We start from the raw sequence: 20,761 nt of genomic DNA on the forward strand, positions 1-20,761 counted from the left end.
GGGGCACGATGGCCGTGCCGTACGAGGTGGTACGGGACGGTCACTGCGGACCGGCGCGCCTGCTGCCGATAATCATGGCGAACGAGGACACGCACGCAGTCTTGCACAGCACCCCGTTCGTGCCCCGCCCCGTCTCAGGATGCGGTCGTGACGTCCGCCGCACCGAAGGGGAATCGGGCGCTGCGCGGGGAGGAACGCCCGAGTGGCCGCGCCCGGTGCGCGAGGAGGAACGCACGAGTGGCCGCGCCCTTTGCGGGGCGGCGGCCACTCCTGCGTACAGCCGGGGCGCCCTAGCCGAGGGGGTGCATCCAGCCGTGGGTGTCCTCGGCGATGCCGCGCTGGATGTCCAGGAGGCGCTCGCGCAGTCTGAGGGTGACCTCGCCGGGCGTGCCGTCGCCCTGGATCCACTCGCCGTCCGCGGACTTCACGGTGCCGACGGGCGTGATGACGGCGGCGGTGCCGCAGGCGAACACCTCGGTCAGGGTGCCGTTCGCCGTGTCGTCCCGCCACTGGTCGATGGAGACGCGGCCCTCCTCGGAGGCGTAACCGAGGTCCCGGGCGACGGTGAGGAGCGAGTCACGCGTGACGCCGGCGAGGAGCGAGCCGGTGAGGGAGGGGGTGACGATCCGCTTGCCGCCGTCCTCCTGGTCGTACACGAAGTAGAGGTTCATGCCGCCCAGTTCCTCGACCCACTTGTGCTCGACGGCGTCGAGGTAGGCGACCTGGTCGCAGCCCTTCGCGGCGGCCTCGGCCTGGGCGAGGAGGGAGGCGGCGTAGTTGCCGCCGGTCTTGGCGTCGCCCACGCCGCCGGGGACGGCACGCACCCGGTCCTGGGAGAGCCAGATGGAGACCGGCTTCACGCCACCGGGGAAGTAGGCGCCGGCGGGCGAGGCGATGACGAGGAAGAGGTACGAGTTGGCGGGCCTCACACCCAGACCGACCTCGGAAGCGATCATGAACGGACGCAGGTAGAGGGACTCCTCGCCGCCGTGCGCCGGAACCCAGCCCTTGTCCTGCTGGACCAGGGCGTCGCACGCCGCGAGGAACGTCTCGGCCGGCAGCTCGGGCATGGCGAGCCGGGCTGCGGACCGCTGGAAGCGCGCGGCGTTGGCCTCCGGGCGGAACGTGGCGACCGTTCCGTCGCTCTGGCGGTAGGCCTTGAGACCCTCGAAGATCTCCTGCGCGTAGTGCAGGGTCATGTTGGCGGGGTCGATGGACAGCGGTCCGTACGGGACGAGCTGGGCGTCGTGCCAGCCGCGGCCCTCGGTCCAGCTGATCGTCACCATGTGATCGGTGAAGTGGCGGCCGAATCCGGGGCTGGCCAGGATCGCCTCGCGCTCCGCGTCGGACAGCGGGTTCGAGGAGGGCTTGAGCTCGATCGTGGGCGTCGTCATGAGTGCGTGTCCTTCACCGGTCTTGTGTGTGATGGACCGCGCTCACGCCCGCTCCCCGTCCGACATGTCAGACAGGTTGTAGGACGTCCGAGCTCTCCCGCAAGCCGCGGCCCCGCGTTCGATTATCTCTCGCGGGTGGCCGTGCACGAAATGAGGGGCTTGCGGTGACGTGATTGCGGTCCGGGGTCGATGGTGGCACCCGGTGACCGCAAGGTGAAGCCGCCGGGTGCGGATGCGACCCGGCGGCTTCGAAGTGGAAGCGTCGGGTCAGCTCGCTACGCGTACCGCGAGCGCGTCACCGATCTCGTCGGTGGTGCGCGCCGTCTTCCCGTCGCGCTCCGCGAGGTCGGCGGAGACGGCCTCCTCGATGCGCACGGCCTCGGCCTCGTGGCCGAGGTGGCGCAGCAGGAGGGCGACGGACAGGATCGTGGCGGTCGGGTCGGCCTTGCCCTGGCCCGCGATGTCGGGGGCAGTGCCGTGGACCGGCTCGAACATCGACGGGAACGCGCCCGTCGGGTTGATGTTGCCGGACGCGGCCAGGCCGATACCGCCGGTGACGGCCGCGGCGAGGTCCGTGAGGATGTCACCGAAGAGGTTGTCGGTGACGATGACGTCGAAGCGCTCCGGCTGGGTGACGAAGAAGATCGTCGCGGCGTCGACGTGCAGGTAGTCGGTGGTGATCTCGGGGTACTCGGCCGCGACCTTGTCGAAGGTGTTCTTCCACAGGTGGCCCGCGTACACGAGGACGTTGTTCTTGTGGACCAGCGTCAGCTTCTTGCGCGGGCGGGCGGCGGCACGCGCGAAGGCGTCCCGGACGACGCGCTCGACGCCGTAGGCCGTGTTGACGCTGACCTCGGTGGCGACCTCGTGCTCCGTACCGGTGCGCAGGGAACCGCCGTTGCCCGTGTAGGGACCCTCGGTGCCCTCGCGGACGACGACGAAGTCGATCTCGGGGCGGCCGGCCAGCGGCGTGGCGGTGTTCGGGAAGAGCTTCGACGGCCGCAGGTTGATGTAGTGGTCGAACTCGAAGCGCAGTTTCAGCAGCAGCCCGCGCTCCAGTACGCCCGACGGCACGGAGGGGTCCCCGATGGCGCCGAGCAGGATGGCGTCGTGGCCCTTGAGGGCCTCCAGCTCCGCGTCCGGGAGGGTTTCACCGGTGCGGTGCCAGCGCTGGGCGCCGAGGTCGTACTCCTTGGTCTCCAGCTTCACATCCTGCGGGAGAACAGCGTTGAGGACCTTGAGGCCCTGGGTGACGACCTCCTGGCCGATACCGTCGCCGGGGATCACTGCGAGATTGAGGCTGCGAGACATGACGGCACCCTAGCCCTCCGTCCCACCCAATGACATCCGGTGTCCACGATACGGACACCTGGCGCGGATGGACCGGGCCTGCACCGAGCACGGGACGGAGGGCGGACCAAGGGCCGTCAGTGGCCGGTGGAGCCGCCGTTGTCACGGCGGTCGAGGGCCCGCTGCAGAGCGGCAGCGGCATTCTTCCGGTCCGAGTCGGCCGGGCGGGAGGTGTGACGGACGCGGCGGACAGTGGTCTCGGCCATGGTGGATCGACTCCTTGAGATCGCGTGGATTTCGAGATCGGGACTTCGGGAAAACGTGATGTCGAGATCAGGATTTCGAGGCGCCGGAAGGGGCGGGGAGAGGTGCCGCAGGGGTTGCCTGCTTCGGGGCACGTGCTCGCGACCGCCAGTCGCTGGATCGTGCGAGTCGTTCGGCTTCTACAAAGTTAGGACAGCCCGGCCCATCTGTCTCTACAGATACTCGGACTTCCTACTATCTGAGACGGGCGCACGAGCGGAACGTGCTACGGGCGCCCCTGCGGGCAGCCTCAGAAGGGCACGGTGAGCTGCGCCCGGACATGGGCGCGCAGGACGCCCGCCATGTCCGTCCCGCCGTCGGCCAGGAGCCACTGCACCTGGAGCCCGTCCATCAGGGCGATCAGCTGCTGTCCGGCAGCCGCGGGGTCGATGCCCTCGCGCAGCGCGCCCTCCTCGCGCACCTGGGCGTAGGCGTCCTCCGCCCCCGACACCGAATCCCTGTACCGCCGTACGAAGTAGCCGTGGGCCGGGTGCTCGGCCGAGGTCGCCTCCGCGGAGACCACCGTGAACAGCTCGACGATCCCGCGGCGCGTGGCGTTCAGCTCGGCCAGATCGACGAACCTGCGGAGCCGGTCGACGCCGGTGGCCACGGAGGACGAGAGCCATTCGCCGTCCACTTCGTCGCGGTGCTCGAGAACCGCGAGCAGCAGGTACTCCTTGGTCGGGAAGTGGTGCATCAGACCGGTGTGCGAAATTCCGCACCGGGTCGCGATGACCCGCAGCGACGCGCCCCGGTACCCGGCCTCGCCGAACAGGGACATGGCCTGGTCGAGGATCTCGCGTCGCTTCGCGCGGCCTTTCGCGTAACCACGCCGCACTTCAGCGGTCACGTGCCACCTCCCCGGTCCTTGCGGCCGGTTCTGGCCGGCCGGAATCGACGATCGGATTCGCACACCTGTAGTTACTTACCAGGTGGTCGGTATTCACTCTATGGTGAACCCGAACCGCGTCGCGAAAGGACCCCCTCGTGTCCCCCACACCCACCCCGCCCTACCTCGACCCCGCGCTGTCCGTCGCGGAGCGGGTCGGTGACCTCCTCGGCCGCATGACGCTGGCGGAGAAGACCGGCCAGATGCTCCAGCTGAACGCCAAGGACGGGGTGCGGCACCTCATCGAGGACCTGCACGCGGGTTCGATCCTCCACGCCTCGCCCGACCGCGTCCTCGAAGCGGCGGCGCTCACCGAGGGCACCCGGCTGCGCATCCCGCTGCTGGTCGCCGAGGACTGCATCCACGGGCACTCCTTCTGGGAGGGGGCCACGATCTATCCGACCCAGCTCGGCATGGCCGCGACGTGGGACCCGGAGCTCGTACAGCGCATCGCCAGGGCGACCGCCGTGGAGGTCGCGGCGAGCGGGGTCCACTGGACGTTCTCCCCGGTGCTCTGCATCACGCGCGATCTGCGCTGGGGCCGGGTCAGCGAGACCTTCGGCGAGGACCCCTTCCTCATCGGCGAGCTCGCCTCGGCGATGGTGCGCGGCTACCAGGGCGAGGGCCTCACCGACCCGACGGCGATCCTGGCGTGCGCCAAGCACTTCGCGGGCTACTCCGAGACGCAGGGCGGCCGCGACGCGAGCGAGGCCGACATCTCGCGGCGCAAGCTGCGCTCCTGGTTCCTCCCCCCGTTCGAGCGGGTCGCCCGGGAGGGCTGCCGCACCTTCATGCTCGGCTACCAGTCCATGGACGGTGTGCCGGTCACGGTGAACAACTGGCTGCTGAACGAGGTGCTGCGCGGCGAGTGGGGCTACACCGGCACCCTGGTGACCGACTGGGACAACGTCGGCCGCATGGTGTGGGAGCAGCGGATCCACGCCGACTACGCCCAGGCCGCCGCCGCGGCGGTCCGCGCCGGCAACGACATGGTGATGGCGACGCCGAAGTTCTTCGAGGGCGCGCAGGAGGCGGTCGCCCGGGGCACCCTCGACGAGGCGGAGATCGACGCGGCGGTGCGGCGCATTCTGACGCTGAAGTTCGAGCTCGGCCTGTTCGAGAACCCGCGCCACCCCGACGCCGACCGCCAGGCCGCGGTCATCGGCAGCGCCGAGCACGCCGTGCTCAACCTGGAGGCCGCCCGCCGCTCGCTGGTCCTGCTCACCAACGACGGCACCCTGCCGCTGGCAGGAGGCTTCGAGGCGGACCCGGACGGCCGCGCTCTCGCCGCCCCCGGCTCGGCTCCGCGCACGGTCGCCGTGATCGGGCCCAACGCCGACGACGCGCAGACCCAGCTCGGCGACTGGGCGGGCTCCTCGGGCCAGGCGGACTGGCTGCCGGACGGCCACCCGCGCGGAATGATCCGTACGGTGCTCGACGGGTTCCGGGAGCACGCCCCCGGGAGCTGGACCGTCTCGTACGCCCGTGGCGCCGAGATCCTCACGGTGGGCCCCGACCCGGACGGGGAGTTCTTCCCCGACGGACAGCCGCGGCCCCATGTCGTCGTCCCGGCACAACCCTCCGCCGCCCTCGTCGCCGAGGCGGTGGCCGCCGCCGAGGCGGCCGACCACGTCGTCGCGGTCGTGGGCGACCGCATCGAGCTGGTCGGCGAGGGGCGCTCGACCGCGACCCTGGAGCTGGTCGGCGACCAGGTCGCGCTGCTCGACGCCCTCGCCGCGACCGGCAAGCCGCTGGTCGTCGTCGTCATCAGCTCCAAGCCGCTGGTCCTGCCGCCGTCCGCGCTCGGTGCGGCGGCGATCGTGCACGCCTTCAACCCGGGCATGCAGGGCGGCCGTGCCGTGGCCGAGCTGGTGCTCGGCCTCATCGAGCCCTCGGGGCGGCTGCCTGTCTCCTTCGCCCGGCATGCGGGCCAGCAGCCGACGTACTACAACCAGATCCGCGGCCAGCACGGCACGCGGTACGCCGATCTCACCCAGAGTCCCGAGTTCGTGTTCGGAGAGGGCCTGAGCTACACGACCGTCTCGTACGCGGATCTGGAGGTGCTCACGACGAGCGTCGGCGCGTCCGACACGGTGCAGGCGCGGGTCACGGTCAGCAACACCGGTGACCGGCCCGTGCGGGAGACCGTGCAGGTGTACGTGAGCGACACGGTGACCTCGGTGACCTGGGCCGAGAAGGAGCTGAAGGCGTACCGGCAGGTGGAGCTCGCCCCGGGCGAATCGCGCGAGGTGCTCGTCGAGCTGCCCGTCGCCGCGTGCACGCTCGTGGACGCCGAGGGCGCCCGCGTCGTCGAGCCGGGCGACTTCGAGCTGCTCGTCGGCCCGTCCTCGCGCGAGGACGCCCTCCTGCGGGCGGGCTTCACCGTGAAGGACTGAGACCACGGCGCCGGGAAATGGAAACCGCCTCCCGGCCGGCAGGGGGGCCGGTCGGGAGGCGGTGTACGGGGCGGGGCGCCGCAGTGGGCGCCCCGGAGGGCGTCAGCCCTGGTGGGGGTAGGTGTAGTCGGTCGGCGGGACCAGCGTCTCCTTGATGGCGCGGGTCAGTGTCCAGCGCTGCAGGTTCTGCGGGGCCCCCGCCTTGTCGTTGGTGCCCGAGGCACGGCCGCCACCGAAGGGCTGCTGGCCGACGACGGCTCCGGTCGACTTGTCGTTGATGTAGAAGTTGCCCGCGGCGTAGCGGAGCTTGTCCATCGTGTACGCGGCCGCCGCACGGTCGTTGGAGATGACGGCGCCGGTGAGGGCGTAGTCGGAGACCGACTCCATCTGCTCCAGCATGGCGTCGTACTTCTCGTCCTCGTAGACGTGCACCGCGAGGATCGGGCCGAAGTACTCGGTCGTGAAGACCTCGTTGGCCGGGTCGTCGCACACGATGACGGTCGGGCGGACGAAGTAGCCGACGGAGTCGTCGTACGTACCGCCCGCGACGATCGTGCAGGTCGGGTCGGCCTTCGCCCGGTCGATCGCGGCCTTGTTCTTCGCGAACGAGCGCTCGTCGATGACGGCACCGATGAAGTGCGACAGGTCGGTGACGTCACCCTGGGTGATGGAGTCGACCTCGGCCGCGAACTCCTCCTTGAAACCGGAGTTCCAGATGGAGGCCGGGACGTACGCACGGGAGGACGCGGAGCACTTCTGGCCCTGGTACTCGAAGGAGCCACGGGTCAGCGCGGTCTTCAGGACGGCGCGGTCGGCACTCGGGTGCGCGACGACGAAGTCCTTGCCACCGGTCTCGCCGACGAGCCGCGGGTAGGTGCGGTAATTGGCGATGTTGTTGCCGACCGTCTTCCACAGGTGCTGGAAGGTCGGGGTCGAGCCGGTGAAGTGGATGCCGGCCAGGTCGCGGTGGTTCAGCGCCACCTCGGAGACGGCCTTGCCGTCGCCCGTGACCAGGTTGATGACGCCCTTGGGCAGACCTGCCTCTTCCAGGAGCTGCATCAGCAGCACGGCGGCGTGGGTCTGCGTCGGGGACGGCTTCCACACCACGACGTTGCCCATGAGGGCGGGCGCGGTGGGCAGGTTGCCCGCGATGGCGGTGAAGTTGAAGGGCGTGATCGCGTAGACGAAGCCCTCGAGCGGGCGGTGGTCCATGCGGTTCCACACGCCGGGAGAGTTCGCCGGGGGCTGCTCGGCGAGGATCTGGCGGGCGTAGTGCACGTTGAAGCGCCAGAAGTCGACGAGCTCGCAGGGGCAGTCGATCTCGGCCTGCTGGGCGGTCTTGGACTGGCCGAGCATCGTGGACGCGGCCAGCGTCTCGCGCCAGGGGCCGGACAGCAGCTCGGCGGCGCGCAGGATGATCGCGGCGCGGTCGTCGAAGGACATCGCGCGCCAGGCCGGGGCGGCGGCGAGGGCGGCGTCGATCGCGTCCTGGGCGTCCTGCTCCGTGGCGCCGGCGAAGGTGCCGATGACGGCCTTGTGGTTGTGCGGCTGTACGACGTCGAAGCGCTCGCCGCCACCCATCCTCTTCTCGCCGCCGATGGTCATCGGCAGGTCGATGGGGTTCTCGGCGAGCTCCTTGAGCTTCGTCTCGAGGCGGGCCCGCTCGGGGGAACCCGGGGCGTAGGAGTGGACCGGCTCGTTGACCGGCGCGGGGACCTGGGTGACAGCGTCCATGAGTGCCTTGTCTCCTTGGTTGGGGTGGGTGGTCGGCCGGGCAGGTCAGCCCTTGGTGAGGATGGAGCGGGCGAAGAACAGCAGGTTGGCCGGCTTCTCCGCGAGGCGGCGCATGAAGTAGCCGTACCAGTCGGTGCCGTACGCCGTGTAGACGCGCATCCGGTGGCCCTCGGCCGCGAGCCGGATCTGCTCGTCGCTGCGGATGCCGTACAGCATCTGGAACTCGTACTCGTCCAGTTTGCGCCCGGCCTGGCGGGCGAGCTCCTGGCCGATCGCGATGAGACGCGGGTCGTGGGAGCCGATCATCGGGTAGCCGTCGCCCACCATGAGGATCTTCAGGATCCGGACGAACGCCTTGTCGATCTCCGGCTTCTGCTGGTACGCGACGGAGGCGGGCTCCTTGTACGCGCCCTTCACCAGACGGACCCGGCTGCCGGCGTCGGCGAGGCGGCGGGCGTCGTCCTCGGTGCGGAACAGGTAGGCCTGGATCACGCAGCCGGTCTGCGGGAAGTCCTTCCGCAGCTCCTCGTGGATGGCGAACATCGAGTCGAGGGTGGTGTGGTCCTCGGCGTCCAGCGTGACCGTGGTGCCGATCGCGGCGGCGGCCTCGACGACCGGCCGGATGTTGGCGAGCGCCAGCTCGTGGCCGCCGTCGAGGGACTGGCCGAACATCGACAGCTTGACCGACATCTCCGCCTTGGTGCCGAGCCCGAGCTGCTCGAGGCGGCCGATCAGCTCCAGGTAGGCGTCGCGCGCGGCAGAGGCCTGCTCGGGGGTGGTGATGTCCTCACCCACGACGTCCAGGGTGACCTCGAGGCCGTGGTCGGCCGAGTCCTGGACCACCTGGACGACCTGGTCGACGGCCTCACCGGCGATGAACCGGGCGACGACCTGCTTGGTGCCCGGGGCGGCCGAGATGAAACGACGCATCTTGTCGCTGCGGGACGCGGCGAGAATCACGGGACCCAGCACGGGGCACCTCCACGGAATATACGAACGAGGGCCGTACCGGTACGCATGGGAACAGACCGGGACGGCACGGAGAACCACCGTGAAATCTAAGGAGCCTTCCGATCGTGTGCCATCGACACCTGTCACGCATCTGTGGCCACTACTTCAGACATATGTCTGAAGAGGTGCGAGACTGGGCGGGTGAAGGGCGATTACCAGGAGCTGGTCGACGAGATCTCCGCGCTGCTCGGCGCCCCCGCGACCCTGGAGAACCGGGACTTCGGCCTGGTGGCCTTCGGGGCCCACGACAGCGACGACGACACGGCGATGGACCCCGTCCGTACGCGCTCGATCCTCACCCGGCGCTCCACCCCCGCGGTCCGTGCCTGGTTCGAGGGCTTCGGCATCGCACGCGCGACCGGCCCGGTCCGCATCCCGGCCGCCCCGGAGGCCGGAGTGTTCCGGGACCGGATCTGCCTTCCGGTACGCCATCGGGGTGTCGTACTCGGATACGTATGGCTGCTCGACGCCGACCCCCGCCCGACCTCCGACCAGCTGACGGCGGCGATGGAGGTGGCGGACCGGATCGGGGGGCTGCTCTCCGACGAGGTGCGGGCGGGCGCCGACCTGTCCCGGGAGTTCGGCGCGGTGCTCGCGGCGGGGCGGGGATGGCAGCGCGACATGGCGGTGGCGGCGCTGCACGAGGCGCTGGGCCCGGACGCGGACGGGCTGCACACCGTGGTGTGCGTGACCCCGTGGCGGGAAGAGGCACCCTCGGTCCGTACGGTGCCCTCCGCGGCGGCCCTCGCCCCGGTCGCCGTGGCGGGCACGCTGGCGCTGGCCGCGCTGGTACGGCTGCGCTCCCCCGACACCCTGGACCCGGCGACGACGGCCGCTGACCGCCTGCGCGCCACTGCGGGGGCCACCGCCACGGGTGGGATCGCGGTCGCCCGCCGGGGTCTGGCGGAACTGGCCGACTCCTGGCACGAGGCCCTGTCAGCGGCCCGCGCGGCCTCGGCGGAATCCCGCTTCGGTCCGGTCGCCGACTGGCGGGCCATCGGCCCGTACCGGCTGCTGGCCTCGCTGCCCCCGGACCGGGACTCCGACCCGGACCACACGGTCCGCACCCTGCTGACCCCGCCGCACGCGGAACTGGCCCGCACCGCCGAGGTGTTCCTCGACTGCGCGGGCCAGGCGAGCCGGACGGCGGCGGAGCTGGGCATCCACCGCCAGACGCTCTACTACCGCCTCGCCCGGGTCCAGGAGCTCACCGGGCTCGACCTGAACGACGGCGAGGACCGGCTGCTGCTGCACATGTCGCTGAAGGCGGCGCGGCTGTGAGTCCTGGGCACCCGGCGATCACGCCGGGGGCGCCGCCGGTCGGCGGTCGCGGCCGTGTGCCCGGCCTCAGCAGGTCGAGTGGAAGAGGCCGCCCACGGGCCGGTCCTCGGCGGTCAGCGCGTGGTAGACCTCGACGGCTGCCCGGGCCTCGTCCATGTGCACTTCTGCCCCGGACTCCCGGAGCAGTTCGCGGGCCGGTGGGGCGACCTGCAGCCGCCGCTCCATACCCAGGCCGAGGACGACGACCTCGACGCCTCGCCCGAGAAGCTCCTGGACGTCCCCGGGCTGGATCCCCGGGATGTGCCGGGTGCCGTGCCGGGCCCGGTCCCAAGGGTGTCCGCCGCCCGGATACAGGACGAAGTCCTTGCCGGGGGCGAAGTCCTTGCCGGGGGCGAGGCCTTCGATCTCCATCAGGCCCCACTCCAGGCGAGCCATCCGAGGTGAACGCGTCGACTGCGCAGGGCCGTGGATGGCGTGGATGCCGGTCATGCGGGTGATCATCGCACCCTCGGCGAGTCACCCCCAGCAGTTCTCCGCCGGAGGCCGCACCGGCCCGGCCGCCGGCCACGCCACCGGCGGAGCCGTGAAGGGCGGGCCGAGAGGAACCGGAGAGACGGCCACCCGGACACGCGAACGGCCGCGCCCGGCGGGCAGATCGGAATCTGCCCGCCGGGCGCGGCCGTAGCGAGGGGGCGGTTCAGTCCGTGAGGTTCACCGAACGGGCCGAGGTGGCGCCGATCTCGTCCGCGATCTCGGTCAGGACCGACTGCGGGACGTCGTCGTCGACGGTGAGCACGACGAGCGCCTCGCCGCCCACGTCCGCCCGCGAGACCTGCATGCCCGCGATGTTCAGCCCGGCCTCGCCGAGGATCTTGCCGACCGCGCCGACGACGCCGGGACGGTCCTCGTACCGCAGGACGACCATGTGGTCGGCGAGCGCCAGGTCCACGTCGTGCTCGCCGATGGCGACGATCTTCTGGAGGTGCTTGGGGCCGGCCAGCGTGCCGGAGACCGCGACCTCCTCGCCGCTGGACAGGGTGCCGCGGACGGTCACCACGTTGCGGTGGTCCGGCGACTCGGAGCTGGTGGTGAGGCGGACCTCGACACCGCGCTCCTGCGCGAAGAGCGGGGCGTTGACGTAGGACACCGTCTCGTCGACGACATCCTCGAACACGCCCTTGAGCGCGGAGAGTTCGAGCACCTTCACGTCGTGCTGCGTGATCTCGCCGTAGACCTCGACGTCGAGACGGGCCGCGACCTCGCCCGCGAGGGCGGTGAAGATGCGGCCGAGCTTCTCGGCGAGCGGCAGTCCGGGACGTACGTCCTCGGCGATCACGCCGCCCTGGACGTTGACCGCGTCCGGCACGAGCTCACCGGCGAGCGCGAGGCGGACGGACTTGGCGACCGCGATGCCCGCCTTCTCCTGCGCCTCGTCGGTGGAAGCGCCGAGGTGCGGGGTGCAGACGACCTGGTCGAACTGGAACAGCGGGGAGTCCGTGCAGGGCTCCTTCGTGTACACGTCCAGACCGGCGCCGGCGACCCGACCCTCCTTGAGGGCGGAGGCGAGCGCCTCCTCGTCGACGATGCCGCCGCGCGCGGCGTTGACGATCCGCACCGAGGGCTTGACCTTGTGCAGCGCGTCGTCGCCGATGAGGCCGAGCGTCTCGGGGGTCTTGGGGAGGTGCACCGTGATGAAGTCGGCGACCTCGAGCAGCTCGTCCAGGGCGAGGAGCTTGACGCCCATCTGCGCGGCACGCGCGGGCTGCACGTAGGGGTCGTACGCGACGATCTTCATGCCGAACGCGGACATGCGCTGCGCGACGAGCACGCCGATGCGGCCGAGGCCCACGACGCCGAGAACCTTCTCGCTGAGCTCGACGCCCGTGTACTTCGAACGCTTCCACTCGCCGTTCTTCAGGGCGGTGTTGGCCTGCGGGATGTTGCGCGCGGTGGCGACCAGCAGACCGCAGGCGAGCTCGGCGGCCGTGACGATGTTGGAGGTCGGCGCGTTGACGACCATCACGCCGGCCTTGGTGGCCGAGGAGACGTCGACGTTGTCCAGACCGACGCCGGCACGGGCGACGACCCTGAGCTTCTTCGCGGCGGCGATGGCCTCGGCGTCGACCTTGGTGGCGGAGCGCACCAGGATCGCGTCGACATCGGCGATCGCGGGGAGGAGTTCGGCGCGGTCCGCGCCGTTGCAGTGCCGGATCTCGAAATCCGGACCCAGAGCGTCGACCGTGGCGGGCGACAGCTCTTCAGCGATGAGTACGACAGGTTTCGAGCTCACGTGTGTCCTCACATGTCCAGTGCGGACGGCCGTCCCGACGGCCGCAGGCGGTGGAGGGGCTAGCCGCGTGGAAGACGCACGACACTGTGGGCCCTGACGCGTGTATGTGTTGAGAAGTGTAGTCATGCGGCCGGACGCGATCTGCGCCCTGGTGGAAGGATCACCCGCACGAGGTGGACGGCCTGTACAGACGTACGGTGCCGTCTCCTGCCACCGCCCCTCCCCCGCAGTGACACGGGGCGTGGGACAGGCCGTGCGCCGAGGGGCGGGTCCGTGCGGACCCGCCCCTCGGGCAAGAGGCTCAGGCCTCGTTGTCGACCCAGCTCATGAGCTTGCGCAGCTCCTTGCCGGTGGTCTCCAGCAGGTGGTCGCTGTCGGCCTTCTTGTACTCGTTGTACTTGGGCAGACCGTTGTGGTACTCCGCCATCCAGGCCTTGGCGAAGGTGCCGTCCTGGATCTCGGTGAGGACCTTCTTCATCTCGGCCTTGGTGGCGTCGGTGATGATGCGCGGGCCGGTGACGTAGTCGCCCCACTCGGCGGTCTCCGAGATGGACCAGCGCATCTTCTCCAGGCCGCCCTCGTACATCAGGTCCACGATGAGCTTCAGCTCGTGCAGGCACTCGAAGTACGCGATCTCCGGCTGGTAGCCGGCCTCGGTCAGGGTCTCGAAACCGGCCTTGACCAGAGCGGCGGTGCCACCGCAGAGGACGGCCTGCTCGCCGAAGAGGTCGGTCTCGGTCTCCTCGGTGAAGGTCGTCTTGATGACGCCGGCGCGGGTGCCGCCGATGCCCTTCGCGTAGGAGAGGGCGAGCGCCAGGCCCTTGCCCGTGGCGTCCTGCTCGACGGCCACGATGCACGGAACGCCGCGGCCCTCTTCGTACTGACGGCGGACCAGGTGGCCCGGGCCCTTCGGGGCGACCATGCAGACGTCGACGCCGGCCGGCGGCTTGATGAAGTCGAAGCGGATGTTCAGGCCGTGGCCGAAGAACAGCGCGTCGCCGTCCTTGAGGTTGTCCTTGATGGACTCCTCGTAGACCTGGGCCTGGATCGGGTCCGGGACGAGGATCATGATGACGTCGGCCTCGGCGGACGCCTCGGCGGGGGTCACCACGCGCAGGCCCTGCTCCTCGGCCTTGGCCTTGGACTTCGAACCCTCGTGCAGACCGACTCGGACGTCGACACCCGAGTCGCGCAGCGACAGCGCGTGGGCGTGGCCCTGGCTGCCGTATCCGATGACCGCGACCTTACGGCCCTGGATGATGGACAGGTCGGCATCGTCGTCGTAGAACAGCTCGGCCACTGGGTCTTCTCCTTGGTGTGCAGGTGTTGCGTCCCACCGTACGGCGGGGTGCGTCAGATACGTTGTCGGGTCTCGCCATGCGAGCGGCGAGGCGGCCCCTGAATGATTACGCCGTGCGGTCGAGTGCGCGCAGTGAACGGTCGGTGATCGAGCGCGCGCCGCGCCCTATGGCGATGGTGCCGGACTGGACGAGCTCCTTGATGCCGAACTGCTCCAGCATCTTGAGCATGGCTTCCAGCTTGTCGGCGCCCCCGGTCGCCTCGATCGTGACGGCCTCGGGCGAGACGTCGACGGTCTTGGCGCGGAACAGCTGGACGATCTCGACGATCTGGGAGCGGGTCTCGTTGTCGGCTCGGACCTTCACCAGGACGAGCTCCCGCTGGATCGCGGCGGAGGGCTCGAGTTCGACGATCTTCAGGACGTTGACCAGCTTGTTGAGCTGCTTGGTCACCTGCTCCAGGGGCAGGCCCTCGACATTCACCACGATGGTGATGCGGGAGATGTCGGGATGTTCGGTGGTACCGACCGCGAGCGAGTCGATGTTGAAGCCGCGCCGGGAGAACAGGGCAGTGATCCGGGCGAGGACACCTGGCTTGTTCTCGACCAGGACGGAGAGCGTGTGCTTGGTGGACATGGAGTCGTCTCTCTCTGTCTCTCAGTCGTCTTCGTTGTCGCCGAAGTCGGGGCGGACACCGCGGGCTGCCATGACCTCGTCGTTGGAGGTGCCGGCGGCGACCATCGGCCACACCATGGCGTCCTCGTGGACGATGAAGTCGATGACGACGGGACGGTCGTTGATCGCGTTGGCCTCGGCGATGACCTTGTCCAGGTCGGCCGGGTCCTCGCAGCGGATCGCGTAGCAGCCCATGGCCTCGGACAGCTTGACGAAGTCCGGCACCCGGGTGCCCTTCGCCGGGGCGCCGTCCGTGTCCGCGCCGGAGTGCAGCACGGTGTTGGAGTACCGCTGGTTGTAGAACAGGGTCTGCCACTGGCGGACCATCCCGAGCGCGCCGTTGTTGATGATCGCGACCTTGATCGGGATGTTGTTGAGCGCGCAGGTGGTGAGTTCCTGATTGGTCATCTGGAAGCAGCCGTCGCCGTCGATCGCCCAGACGGCACGGTCCGGCATCCCGGCCTTGGCGCCCATCGCGGCCGGAACCGCGTACCCCATCGTCCCGGCACCGCCGGAGTTCAGCCAGGTGGAGGGCTGCTCGTAGTTGATGAAGTGCGAGGCCCACATCTGGTGCTGGCCGACGCCCGCGGCGAAGATCGTGCCTTCGGGGGCGAGCTGACCGATGCGCTCGATGACCTGCTGCGGCGAGAGGCTGCCGTCCTCCGGCAGGTCGTAGCCGACCGGATAGGTGTCACGCCACCGGTTGAGGTCCTTCCACCAGGCGGCGTAGTCGCCGGTGTTGCCCTCGGTGTGCTCCGCCTGGACCGCCTGGACGAGGTCGGCGATGACCTCGCGGGCGTCACCGACGATCGGCACGTCGGCAGCGCGGTTCTTGCCGATCTCGGCCGGGTCGATGTCGGCGTGGACGATCTTGGCGAACGGGGCGAAGCTGTCCAGCTTGCCGGTCACGCGGTCGTCGAACCTGGCCCCGAGCGCGACGATCAGGTCGGCCTTCTGCAGTGCGGTGACGGCGGTGACCGCACCGTGCATGCCGGGCATTCCCACGTGCAGCGGGTGGCTGTCGGGGAAGGAGCCGAGCGCCATCAGCGTGGTGGTGACGGGGGCTCCCGTGAGCTCTGCCAGGACCTTCAGCTCGGCGGTCGCGCCGGCCTTCATGACGCCGCCTCCGACGTACAGCACCGGCCGCTTGGCCTGGGTGATGAGCTTGGCGGCCTCACGGATCTGCTTGGCGTGCGGCTTGGTGACCGGGCGATAGCCGGGCAGGTCCAGCGACGGTGGCCAGCTGAAGGTCGTCTTCGCCTGCAGCGCGTCCTTGGCGATGTCGACGAGGACCGGTCCCGGGCGGCCGGTGGAGGCGATGTGGAAGGCCTCGGCGATCGTGTGCGCGATGTCCTCGGCACGGGTGACCAGGAAGTTGTGCTTGGTGATCGGCATGGTGATGCCGCAGATGTCGGCTTCCTGGAAGGCGTCCGTACCGATGGCGGCGGAGGCCACCTGGCCGGTGATCGCGACCATGGGCACCGAATCCATGGCCGCGTCGGCGATCGGGGTGACCAGGTTGGTGGCACCCGGGCCCGAAGTGACCATGCAGACACCGACCTTGCCGGTGGCCTGTGCGTAACCGGTGGCCGCGTGGCCGGCACCCTGCTCGTGGCGGACCAGGATGTGGCGGACCCGGGTGGAGTCCATCAGCGGGTCGTACGCCGGGAGGATGCAACCGCCAGGGAGGCCGAATACGGTGTCGGCCCCGACTTCCTCGAGAGAGCGGATGAGGGACTGCGCGCCCGTGAGGTGCTCAACGGTGGCGGAGGACGGTCCGCCGTTACGGGCCCGCGGCTGCGGGTGGTGGGCCCCGGTGGCCTGCTCGGTCATCGGCATTCTCTTCTCGAAGCTGAGGGTTTATGCGGCGTGTTTGTGGGGTTTTGAGTGGTACCGGTGCAACAAAAAACCCCTCGTGCCGTGAGGCAAGCGAGGGGAGCGCGCCGGTGCGGTCTGCAAGGTGTCCATGAGCGACCCTGCTTCAGCCGACGCGCTTTCCAAGTACGAGAATTCGGGTGCGCATGGCATTGACCCTCTCTCCGGCACGCATACGGTGTCAAGTAGGTGGGACGGGCGTCTCATCATGTGAGCGGCTCTGGAGCGGGATCGAGCCACCCGCCAGAACCGGTTGCGCGGTGGGGCCACCGCCTGGAACAGGGAACTTGCCACGGATCAGGCTGCGCCGCAGCCGGTATTCGTCAAGTGGCCCGGAGAAGGCCATCCCCTGTCCGTGCGTACAACCCATGGCCCGCAGCGCGCGCACCTGCTCGGGCAGGTCGACCCCGTCGGCCACTGACTGCATACCGAGATCGCAGGCGATGCGCAACAGCCCACTGGTGATCTTGTGCAGCCTGGCGGACTCCACGACACCCTCGACCAGGCCGCGGTCCAGCTTCAGTACGTCGATGGGCAGGCGGCGCAGCGCGTTGATCGCCGCATAGCCGCTGCCGAAGCCGTCGAGCGCGATGCGTACGCCCTGCCTGCGCAGCGCGACCAGGCGCTGTTCGAGGTCGTCGAAGGCGATCCGCGGGTCACTGTCGGCCACTTCGATCATGAGGGCGCCGGAGGGCAGCCCGTGCCGGGTCAGGAGCGCTTCCACGGTGCCGAAGGGCAGTGCGCGGTCGAGCAGCCGTCCGGCCGACACACGCACGGACACCGAGACGGGGTGACCGGCCCTGGCCCGCTCTGCGGCCTGTTCGACGGCCTCCTCCAGCAGCCAGCCGCCGAGCTCGGAGGCGCGGTCGCTGTCCTCGGCCACGCGGAGGAACTCGGCGGGGGTGAAGAGGATGCCCTGCGCGGAGCGCCAGCGCGCCTGGGCGGCGACGGCCGCGACGGTGCCGCTGGCCAGATGGATCACTGGCTGGTGCAGCAGCGCGAACTCGCCGTCCCGCAGGGCCGTGCGCAGCCGCGCCGCGACCTCGGAGCGCCGAACGACGTCGGCCTGCATCTGGGGGGCGTAGAGCTCGACCCGGTCCTTGCCGCTCGCCTTGGCGCGGTACATGGCGAGGTCGGCATTGCGCATGAGGTCCTTGGGGGTGATCGAGGGCTCGGCGAAGGCGACCCCGATGGAGGCCGCCACCCTGACCTCTCCGGTACCGATCCGGTACGGCTGGGAGAGCGTGAGGCGCAGCCGGTCCGCGATCTCGTGGACCTGGCACTCCCGGGCGGCCTGGTCGCGGGTGCCGTCCCCGATGATGAGCGCGGCGAATTCGTCGCCCCCGAGGCGTGCGGCCGTGTCGGAGGCGCGTACGGACTCCTGGAGGCGGCGGGCGGCCTGGATGAGCAGTTCGTCACCCGCCTGGTGGCCGATGGAGTCGTTGACCGCCTTGAAGCCGTCCAGGTCGATGAAGAGCACGGCGGTGCCCGGGTCGCCGGAGCGTCGGCCGCCGAGTGCCTGGCTCACGCGCGTGGTGAACAGGGCCCGGTTGGGCAGGTCGGTGAGCGGGTCGTGCTCGGCGTTGTGCTGCAACTGGGCCTGCAGCCTGACCCGTTCGGTCACGTCACGGCTGTTGAGCAGCAGGCCGCCCTGGTGGCGGTTGACGGTGGACTCGACGTGGAGCCAGTCGCCGGTGCCCGACCGGAAGCGGCATTCGATCCGGGTGGTGGGTTCCTCCCGTGGCGGTGCCGCGAGGAACCGCCGGACTTCGTGGACCACCCCTCCGAGATCCTCGGGGTGGATGATCGAGGACAGTTCGGCGCCGACGAGGTCGTCGGCGTCGCGGCCGTAGACCCCGGCCGCCGCGGGGCTGACGTAGCGGAGTATGCCGGTGGGCGCGGCGATCATGATGACGTCGCTGGATCCCTGCACCAGGGAGCGGAAGTGGTTCTCCTTCTGCGCCAGTTCGTGGGTGAGCGCGATGTTGTCGAGGAGCATGATCGCCTGTCGGACGACGAGGGCGAGCACCACCGCGCAGCCGGTGAAGACCACGACCCGGTCGACGGCCCGGCCCTCGACCACGTTGTACAGGATGCCGAGGGTGCAGACGGCGGCGGCCAGGTACGGCGTGAGCGCGGCGAGGGAGCCGGCGATGGGACGGCTCGTGGTGCGCGGCTCCGCGCTCGGCTCGACAGCGTTGTCCTGACTGCGACGGGCACCCCACGGCGCATAGGCGAGCAGCAGGGATCCGGCGAACCATCCCGCGTCGAGGAGCTGGCCGGACCGGTAGGTCGAGCGGAGCAGCGGCGAGGTGAAGACCGCGTCGCACAGCACCGTCAGGGCGAGGGCGGCGATGGCCGTGTTCACCGCGGAGCGATTGACGTGGACCCGCCGGAAGTGCAGGGCGAGCACCATGGAGACCAGCACGATGTCGAGCAGCGGGTAGGCCAGGGAGAGGGCGGCCCTGGCGACGCTCTCCCCCTCGGCGTTCGCGACATGGGCGGTGTGGGCGAGCGCGAGGCTCCAGGAGAGGGTGAGCAGTGACCCGCCGATCAGCCAGGCGTCCAGCACCAGGCAGACCCAGCCGGCCCGGGTGACGGGCCGCTTGGCGAGGACCAGCAGCCCGACGATGGCGGGCGGGGCGAAGCAGAGGAAGAAGACGTCGGCCAGGGACGGGGAGGGCACGGGGAGCCCCAGCACCACTTCGTACCAGCCCCAGACCGCGTTGCCGCCGGCCGCCATCGCGGAGGAGAGCGAGAACAGCAGCCAGGCGGGCCGGAAGCGGCTGCCGCTCCTGCGTGCGTGGAGGAAGCAGGACACGGCGGCGATCAGGGCGGCGAGGCTGAGTCCGAAGTCGCCCATGAACAGGGCCAGTCCGGATGAGCCCCAGCCGACCGCCGCCCCCACGGCGTAACCGGCGCAGATGGCGGCGAGGAGCAGCCGGGAGCGCAGTCCCGCGCTCCGGCCGGAGACCGGCCGCCGGGAGAGCAGCGCCCCGAGGGCGCTCACCGGAGAGCCCCCCGGGCCGGGCCCGGGGTCCTCGGAGCCGGTGACCGGCGCCGTCCGCTCTGCCGCGTCGGGTCGTCTCTCCATCGGCCGCACACCGTCCGTCGCCCCCTCGCGTTGCGCTTCCTCCCCGGCACCGCCCCTGCCATGGCGCTGCCCCTTCTGGACGATACACCAGAGTCGTCACGCAGGGACATAACTTCTCTACTCTCCGTGACCACCTGCGGTGTTGTCGGAAACCGCGTGCGGCCGCGCCGTTCCGGCGCGTGCTCAGCCGGTCGTGAGCACCAGGTTGTGAACCTGCTCCCCTGCGGCGAAGCGGGTGATCTGGCCTGCCAGCAGACGCTTGGCCCGCGGCAGGAACGCCGAGGTGCTGCCGCCCACATGGGGGGTGATCAGGACGTTGGGAGCATGCCAGAGCGGATGGCCCGCGGGCAGGGGTTCGGGATCGGTGACATCGAGTGCGGCACGCAGCCTGCCGGACTCGAGCTCGGACAGCAGGGCCGCCGTGTCGACGACGGCTCCCCTGGCAACGTTCACGAGCAGGGCGCCGTCGGGCATCGCAGCGAGGAACTCGGCGCCCACCAGCCCTTGTGTGGAGGGGTTCAGCGGGGTGGACAGAATGACGATGTCGGCTTCGGGCAACAGCGCGGGCAGCTCCTCGAGTGCGTGCACGGGGCCGCGCGCGGATGCCCGCGCGGAGCGCGCGACGCGCACCACCCGCGCGCACTCGAAGGGTTCGAGCCTGTCCTCGATGGCCGCGCCGATCGATCCGTACCCCACGACGAGTACGGACGTGTCGGCGAGCGCGGGGTAGAAGCCGGAGAGCCACTCCTCCTTGTCCTGGCCGTGCACGAAGCCGGGGAATCCGCGCAGCGAGGCCAGGATCAGGGCGAGGGCGAGCTCGGCGGTCGACGCCTCGTGAACACCCTTGGCATTGCACAGCCGTACGCCGCCGGGCAGGAGGCCGAGCCCCGGCTGCACATGGTCGATGCCCGCGGACAGCGTCTGTACGACCCGGACGCCGGTCATCTCCTTGAGCGGGCGGACGGCGACCTCCGGTCCCTTCATGTACGGAACGACGTAGAAGGCGCAGTCCGCGGGGTCCGCCGGGTAGTCACGGCCGCCGTCCCAGAACCGGTAGTCGAGACCCTCGGGGAGACCGTCGATCTCATCGGCCGCGATCGGCAGCCACACGTCGGTAGCAGATGTCGAAGTCATGGTCAGGAGGCTATGCGAAGGTCACGGGCCGGCAGAGGCTACTTTGGGGTCCGGAGTGGCCCCGCGACGGCGGGACCGAGGGAGGGTTCGGGGAGTT

General features: G+C 70.3%; 15 protein-coding genes. 2 read left to right on the top strand and 13 right to left on the bottom strand.

The window, feature by feature from the left end:
* Positions 1-290: 290 nt before the first annotated feature.
* The 4 genes from OG844_RS19800 to OG844_RS19815 form a co-directional block, all read right to left on the bottom strand.
* Positions 291-1,394 carry a branched-chain amino acid aminotransferase gene (locus tag OG844_RS19800; RefSeq protein WP_406391943.1) on the bottom strand — a complete coding sequence of 368 codons (1,104 nt, stop codon included), beginning with the start codon at positions 1,392-1,394 and terminating at the stop codon, positions 291-293.
* 267 nt (positions 1,395-1,661) lie between these two features.
* Positions 1,662-2,705, bottom strand: coding sequence for a 3-isopropylmalate dehydrogenase (locus OG844_RS19805; protein ID WP_329207101.1), 1,044 nt, complete (start codon positions 2,703-2,705; stop codon positions 1,662-1,664).
* A gap of 116 nt (positions 2,706-2,821) precedes the next feature.
* On the bottom strand, positions 2,822-2,950 hold the full coding sequence (locus OG844_RS19810) for a hypothetical protein (RefSeq protein ID WP_327114238.1): 129 nt from the start codon (positions 2,948-2,950) through the stop codon (positions 2,822-2,824).
* 287 nt (positions 2,951-3,237) lie between these two features.
* Positions 3,238-3,837, bottom strand: a complete 600-nt coding sequence (locus OG844_RS19815; protein WP_406391945.1) for a TetR/AcrR family transcriptional regulator — start codon at positions 3,835-3,837, stop codon at positions 3,238-3,240.
* A 137-nt stretch (positions 3,838-3,974) separates the two neighbouring features.
* On the opposite strand from OG844_RS19815, the gene OG844_RS19820 reads away from it, so the two are divergent.
* Positions 3,975-6,272 carry a glycoside hydrolase family 3 N-terminal domain-containing protein gene (locus tag OG844_RS19820; protein WP_406391947.1) on the top strand — a complete coding sequence of 766 codons (2,298 nt, stop codon included), beginning with the start codon at positions 3,975-3,977 and terminating at the stop codon, positions 6,270-6,272.
* A gap of 102 nt (positions 6,273-6,374) precedes the next feature.
* On the opposite strand, the gene pruA is transcribed toward OG844_RS19820, so the two are convergent.
* Entirely contained in the window at positions 6,375-8,006 is a 1,632-nt protein-coding gene (gene pruA, locus OG844_RS19825; protein ID WP_406391949.1) for an L-glutamate gamma-semialdehyde dehydrogenase, read from the bottom strand.
* A 45-nt stretch (positions 8,007-8,051) separates the two neighbouring features.
* Complete coding sequence (locus OG844_RS19830) at positions 8,052-8,978, bottom strand: proline dehydrogenase family protein (RefSeq protein ID WP_406391951.1); 927 nt, start codon at positions 8,976-8,978, stop codon at positions 8,052-8,054.
* 180 nt (positions 8,979-9,158) lie between these two features.
* Here OG844_RS19830 and OG844_RS19835 point away from each other — a divergent pair, with 180 nt between their 5' ends.
* The gene (locus OG844_RS19835) at positions 9,159-10,298 is read left to right on the top strand and encodes a PucR family transcriptional regulator (protein ID WP_406391953.1); all 1,140 of its coding nucleotides are present in this window, start codon (positions 9,159-9,161) and stop codon (positions 10,296-10,298) included.
* Positions 10,299-10,364: 66 nt separating this feature from the next.
* On the opposite strand, the gene OG844_RS19840 is transcribed toward OG844_RS19835, so the two are convergent.
* The 7 genes from OG844_RS19840 to OG844_RS19870 all read right to left on the bottom strand — a co-directional run bounded on the left by OG844_RS19840 (position 10,365) and on the right by OG844_RS19870 (position 20,664).
* Entirely contained in the window at positions 10,365-10,787 is a 423-nt protein-coding gene (locus OG844_RS19840) for an MTH938/NDUFAF3 family protein (protein WP_406391954.1), read from the bottom strand.
* A 208-nt stretch (positions 10,788-10,995) separates the two neighbouring features.
* Positions 10,996-12,588, bottom strand: a complete 1,593-nt coding sequence (serA, locus tag OG844_RS19845; RefSeq protein WP_406391956.1) for a phosphoglycerate dehydrogenase — start codon at positions 12,586-12,588, stop codon at positions 10,996-10,998.
* Between the two features lie 301 nt (positions 12,589-12,889).
* Positions 12,890-13,888: a ketol-acid reductoisomerase gene (ilvC, locus tag OG844_RS19850; protein ID WP_329207115.1), complete on the bottom strand. Its 999-nt coding sequence runs from the start codon at positions 13,886-13,888 to the stop codon at positions 12,890-12,892.
* Positions 13,889-13,994: 106 nt separating this feature from the next.
* A complete protein-coding gene (gene ilvN, locus OG844_RS19855; RefSeq protein ID WP_104789338.1) occupies positions 13,995-14,522 on the bottom strand; it encodes an acetolactate synthase small subunit in 528 nt (175 codons plus the stop codon).
* 21 nt (positions 14,523-14,543) lie between these two features.
* Positions 14,544-16,400: an acetolactate synthase large subunit gene (locus OG844_RS19860; RefSeq protein WP_406391958.1), complete on the bottom strand. Its 1,857-nt coding sequence runs from the start codon at positions 16,398-16,400 to the stop codon at positions 14,544-14,546.
* 217 nt (positions 16,401-16,617) lie between these two features.
* Positions 16,618-19,446: a putative bifunctional diguanylate cyclase/phosphodiesterase gene (locus tag OG844_RS19865; RefSeq protein ID WP_406396188.1), complete on the bottom strand. Its 2,829-nt coding sequence runs from the start codon at positions 19,444-19,446 to the stop codon at positions 16,618-16,620.
* A 267-nt stretch (positions 19,447-19,713) separates the two neighbouring features.
* The gene (locus OG844_RS19870) at positions 19,714-20,664 is read right to left on the bottom strand and encodes a 2-hydroxyacid dehydrogenase (RefSeq protein ID WP_406391959.1); all 951 of its coding nucleotides are present in this window, start codon (positions 20,662-20,664) and stop codon (positions 19,714-19,716) included.
* Positions 20,665-20,761: the final 97 nt, after the last annotated feature.

The organism is Streptomyces sp. NBC_00887 (assembly GCF_045207585.1).